The organism is Microbacterium sp., from assembly GCF_031988965.1.
In the GTDB taxonomy this organism is placed as follows: domain Bacteria; phylum Actinomycetota; class Actinomycetes; order Actinomycetales; family Microbacteriaceae; genus Microbacterium.
This window is the reverse complement of record NZ_DALZXX010000180.1, coordinates 1-4,626: the sequence shown is the minus strand read 5'-3', so window position 1 is coordinate 4,626 and position 4,626 is coordinate 1. Positions and strand designations below refer to the sequence as shown.

General features: G+C 70.5%; 5 protein-coding genes. All 5 read left to right on the top strand.

Annotation, left to right across the window (positions count from 1 at the left end):
* A partial coding sequence (locus RTM68_RS16940) for an ABC transporter substrate-binding protein (protein WP_312173188.1) occupies positions 1-995 on the top strand: 995 nt, incomplete at its 5' end.
* Between the two features lie 8 nt (positions 996-1,003).
* The gene (locus RTM68_RS16935) at positions 1,004-2,077 is read left to right on the top strand and encodes an iron chelate uptake ABC transporter family permease subunit (RefSeq protein ID WP_312173187.1); all 1,074 of its coding nucleotides are present in this window, start codon (positions 1,004-1,006) and stop codon (positions 2,075-2,077) included.
* Entirely contained in the window at positions 2,074-3,171 is a 1,098-nt protein-coding gene (locus RTM68_RS16930) for an iron chelate uptake ABC transporter family permease subunit (protein ID WP_312173185.1), read from the top strand. The genes RTM68_RS16935 and RTM68_RS16930 overlap by 4 nt, the downstream gene beginning before the upstream one ends.
* 11 nt (positions 3,172-3,182) lie before the next feature.
* Positions 3,183-3,971: an ABC transporter ATP-binding protein gene (locus tag RTM68_RS16925; RefSeq protein ID WP_241796281.1), complete on the top strand. Its 789-nt coding sequence runs from the start codon at positions 3,183-3,185 to the stop codon at positions 3,969-3,971.
* A partial coding sequence (locus RTM68_RS16920) for an ABC transporter transmembrane domain-containing protein (RefSeq protein ID WP_312173181.1) occupies positions 3,968-4,626 on the top strand: 659 nt, incomplete at its 3' end. The genes RTM68_RS16925 and RTM68_RS16920, both read left to right, overlap by 4 nt.

Here is a 4,626-nt window from a genome sequence, read left to right as displayed (position 1 = left end):
CAGCCCTCACCCTCGCCGGCTGCTCGGCCCCCGCCGAGACCGCAGAGCCCGCCTCCGCCGCCACCGACGGCGTGGTCATCGAGCACGCCCACGGCGAGACCGTGATCCCCGAGAAGCCTCAGCGCATCGTGACCCTCGGGTGGATGACGTCGGACATCGTCGCCGCGCTCGGCACGAACCCGGTCGGGATGGAGGAGGTCTGGGGCGCAGACGAGAGCGGCTTCCAGCCCTGGTTCGAGGACTTCGTCACCGAGGAGTACGGCGAGACCCCCGAGATCATCCCCTTCACGGACGACGGCCCGAACTACGAGGCGATCAAGGCGCTCGAGCCCGACCTCATCCTGAGCCTCTACTCGGGCATCACCGACGTCGAGTACGAGCGTCTGACCGAGATCGCCCCGACGGTTCCCTACATCGAGCGCGCCTGGGACCCGAGCACGTGGGAGGACATGACCCGCACGATCGGCACCGCGATGTCGGAGGAGGAGAAGGCCGAGGAGCTGATCGCCGAGACCGAGGAGATGATCACCGAGCTCGCCGACGCGCACCCCGAGTTCGACGACAAGACGTTCGTCTGGGGCCTGACCCTGAACGAGGGCGGCACCGACCTCGGCGTCTACCTCGAGTACGACCCGCGCGTGCGCATCACCGAGGCGCTCGGATTCACCTCGACATCGGCGATGGACAGCTTCCTCGCGACCGCCGAGGGCGACAACTGGTACACCGGCGTCAGCCTCGAGAAGCTCTACGACGTGCAGGCCGACCTGTTCGCCGCCTGGGGCAGCAGCGTGGACGAGGGCACCTACACCGTCGAGAACAAGGTCGTCTCCCGCTGGGAGCCCATCGCCGCGGGGTCGTACGTGATCTATGCCGACGATGCCCAGGCCTCCGCGATCAGCGCGCCGACCGTGCTCTCGCTGAAGTACATCCTGCCGACCTACGTCGACGACCTCGCAGCCGCGCTGCAGGGCGAGCCGACGATCGCGGGCGAGTGATCCGAGAGATGTCCCTGGCGACGGAAGACGGCACGGACGTCTCGAACACGGGCGCGGGGAGTCGTGCAGACGACTCCCCGCGCCGCACCGGCGCGCTGACCGCGGGCCTGATCGTCGCGGTGATCGTGCTGATCGCCGCCGCCATCGCCTCGCTCGCGGTCGGCAACCGCGCGATCGACCCGGTGACGGTCGTCACCGCGCTGTTCGCCTACGACGACGACGATCCGCTGCACCTGATGGTGGCGGAGCTGCGCGTTCCCCGCACCCTGCTCGGCATCGTCGCGGGAGCGGCGCTGGCCGTGTGCGGCGGGCTCATCCAGGCGTTCACCCGCAATCCCCTCGCCGACCCCGGCATCCTGGGCGTGAACGCCGGAGCATCCTTCGCCGTCACGTTCGCCGTCGGCATCCTCGGGCTCACCACCCCGGGTGCCTACGTGCCCTTCGCGCTGCTCGGCGCCTTCGTGCTCACCGTGCTCGTCTCCGTGCTCGGCTCGTTCGGGCGGTCCGGCGCGACCCCGATGAAGCTGACCCTCGCGGGCGTCGCGCTCGGCGCCGCGTTCACCGGCTTCACCACCGCGATCGTGCTCCGCGACCTCGGCACCCTGCAGGTCATGCGCTTCTGGGGAGTCGGATCCATCGGGGGCCGCACGCTCGATCAGCTCGCCTGGGCGGCCCCGCTCATCGCGGTCGGGCTGATCATCGCGCTGCTGTGCGCGCGACCCCTCAACGCCCTCGCCCTCGGCGACGACCTGGCGCAGTCCCTCGGCGCCCGCGTGCGCGTGACGCGCGTGCTGGTCATCATCGCCGTCACGATCCTCGCCGGCACGAGCGTCGCCGCCGCCGGTCCGATCGCGTTCGTCGGACTCATGATCCCGCACGTCGTGCGCTGGTTCACCGGCCCCGATCAGCGGTGGGTGCTCACGTACTCGATGGTCATCGGCCCGGCCTTCCTACTGCTCGCCGACATCCTCGGCCGCATCGTGCTGCCCAGCGGCGAACTGCGCGTCGGCATCGTCACGGCCCTGCTCGGCGCGCCGATCCTCATCATGCTCGTGCGTCGCAAGCGGGTGAGCGGACTGTGAGCATCGATCAGCGCCAGCGGCCCGCTCACGACCGGCGCACCCCCGAGTTCACCCCGGTCGACCACGGGCGGCGCCTCGTGCGCATCGAGACGTCCCGCATCGCCGCCCTCATCCCGGTGCGCGCGATCGTCGTCAGCGCGGTGCTGGTCGTCGTGATCATCGCAGCCGGTCTCGCATCGATGACGATCGGCGCCTACGAGGTCGGCTTCCCCTCGGTCATCCGCGCGATCGTCGATCCGTCGTCCGACCCCGACATCCGCCAGGTCGTCTTCGAGTGGCGACTGCCGCGCGTGCTGTTCGCCGTGCTCTGCGGGGCCGCGCTCGCCCTCGCCGGAGGTATCTTCCAGTCCCTCACCCGCAACCCTCTCGGCTCCCCCGACATCATCGGCTTCGGCGTCGGCGCGCAGTTCGGGGTGACGCTGATGATGGTCGTGCTCGAACTGAACACCTACATGTTCAAGGCCGTCGGCGCGCTCGTCGGCGGGCTGCTCACTGCTCTGCTCGTCTACGCGCTCGCCCACAAGAACACCCTGTCGTCGTTCCGCCTGATCATCGTGGGCATCGGCGTTTCGGCGGGGCTCGGCTCGCTCACATCCTGGATCCTGATCTCGGTCAGCGTCGAGAAGGCGATGATGGCGGCGACCTGGGGAGCCGGCTCGCTCGCCTCCCTCGGGTTCGACCAGCTCATCCCCGCCGCGATCGTCTTCGCGGTCGTGACGCTCGCGTCGCTCCCGCTGAACCGCACGCTGCCCGTGCTCGAGATGGGCGACGACGCGGCGACCGCTCTCGGCATCAGCCCCGGGCGCACGAGGCTGGCCGCGATGGTCTTCGGCGTCGCCCTGGTCGCGCTGGTCACGGCTGCCGCGGGCCCTATCTCGTTCATCGCCCTGGCCGCACCGCAGATCTCGCAGCGGCTCACCCGATCGAACACGCCCATGGGCACCGTCCCCGTCATGCTCACCGGCGCGGCGCTCGTCGTCGTCTCCGACGCCGTCGCCCAGCTCGTCGCCGTGCCGGTCGGCGTCGTGACCGTGTCGGTCGGCGGCCTCTACCTCGCCTGGCTGCTCGCCGCCCAGTACGCGCGTCGCGCCTGAAAGGAACATCGATGACCACCTCGCTGCTGGCCCGCGACATCACCCTGGGCTACGGAGACACCCCGATCGTCTCGCACCTGTCGCTGGAGGTGCCGGACGACTCGTTCACGATCATCATCGGCCCCAACGCCTGCGGCAAGTCGACTCTCCTCCGCGGCTTCGCCCGCCTGCTGCGCCCGAGCACCGGCACCGTGCTGCTCGACGGCGCGGAGCTGCGCACTCTCAAGCCGAAGGAAGCCGCGCGCAGGCTCGGGCTCCTCCCCCAGTCGTCGATCGCCCCCGACGGCATCACGGTGGCCGATCTCGTCGGCCGCGGACGGTTCCCGCACCAGAGCGCGATGCGCACATGGAGCAGCGCCGACGAGCGCGCGGTATCGGAGGCGATGGCCGCCACCGGTGTCACCGACCTGTCGCGCCGGCTGGTCGACGAGCTCTCGGGCGGCCAGCGGCAGCGCGTCTGGGTGGCGATGGCCCTGGCCCAGCAGACCAGGCACCTGCTGCTCGACGAGCCGACGACCTTCCTCGACATCGCGCACCAGATCGACCTGATGGAGCTGTTCGCCGACCTGCATCGCAGCGGAACCACGCTGGTCGCCGTGCTGCACGACCTCAACCACGCCGCGCGCTATGCGACGCACCTCGTGGCGATGCGCGACGGAGAGATCGTCGCGCAGGGGGATCCCCGCGAGATCATCACGGCGGAGCTCGTCGAGGCCGTGTACGACCTGCCGTGCCGGGTGATCACCGATCCCGTGTCCGGCACCCCGCTCGTGCTGCCGCTCGGACGGCGAACGCCGTGACGACCACCCCTCGACGGCTCTTCGCGCTGGCTCTCACCTCGCAGGGCCGCAGGCTGACGCTGGCGGCGGCCACGACGCTGCTCGTGGTGCACTCGCTCGCCGAAGCCGCGATCCCGATCATCATCGGCGCCACGATCGACCGCGCCGTGCTCCCCTCGGACACCGCCGCTCTCGCGCTGTGGATCGGCATCCTGCTCGGCACCTTCCTCGGGCTCACCGCGAGCTATCAGGCGGCCTCGCGGCTGATGGTAGGCGTCTACGGGTACGGCGAGCAGGCGCTGCGGCACCTCACGCTGTCGAGGATGCTGCGCCCACGCCTCTCGCGACGATCGGTCACCCCGGGGGAAGCCCTCACCTACGTGACCTCCGACACGTACCGCGTCGCGGGCGTCGCGTGGTCGGTCGCGCAGCAGTGCGCCACGATCGCGGCGATCGTCGGCGCGGCGCTCGCGATGCTCGTGATCTCGCCGATCGCGACGCTCGTGGTCTTCGCCTCGACGATCGCGATGATGGTCGTGATGCGGATCGTCTCCCGGCCGCTCGAGCGGCGAGGACACGCCGAGCAGCACGCGGCGACCGAGGCGGGTGCCGTGGCCGCCGACTTCATGTCGGGGTTCCGGGTACTCGTCGGCATCGGCGCCCGCGAGGAGGCGGT